This window comes from Polaromonas sp. UBA4122 (assembly GCA_002381615.1).
GTDB lineage: Bacteria > Pseudomonadota > Gammaproteobacteria > Burkholderiales > Burkholderiaceae_C > Polaromonas.
This window is the reverse complement of record DFWY01000092.1, coordinates 26,933-27,159: the sequence shown is the minus strand read 5'-3', so window position 1 is coordinate 27,159 and position 227 is coordinate 26,933. Positions and strand designations below refer to the sequence as shown.

Below are 227 nucleotides of genomic sequence, written 5' to 3'. Positions count from 1 at the left end.
CGTGCGCGCACGTCGGTAAGGGGGGTGGCACCGTTCCAAGGTTCACGCATAAAACATGCGTTTAACCCAATAGATACGGGCATAGATGGCTATTAATTTAATAGCAAAAACGTTCAACCTCCGTCAGTGTCCGGCAAAATCGATCAGCGTGAACAATGGCAAGCCCGCTGCCTGCAGCTTGGCCGATCCGCCGAGCGCCGGCAAGTCCACAATCGCCGCGCCTTCGG

At 55.9% G+C, this 227-nt stretch carries 1 pseudogene; it reads right to left on the bottom strand.

The features are described 5' to 3' along the window. Positions 1 to 123: 123 nt before the first annotated feature. Positions 124 to 227: pseudogene (locus tag B3F77_RS12500) on the bottom strand (adenine phosphoribosyltransferase); the annotation flags it as partial.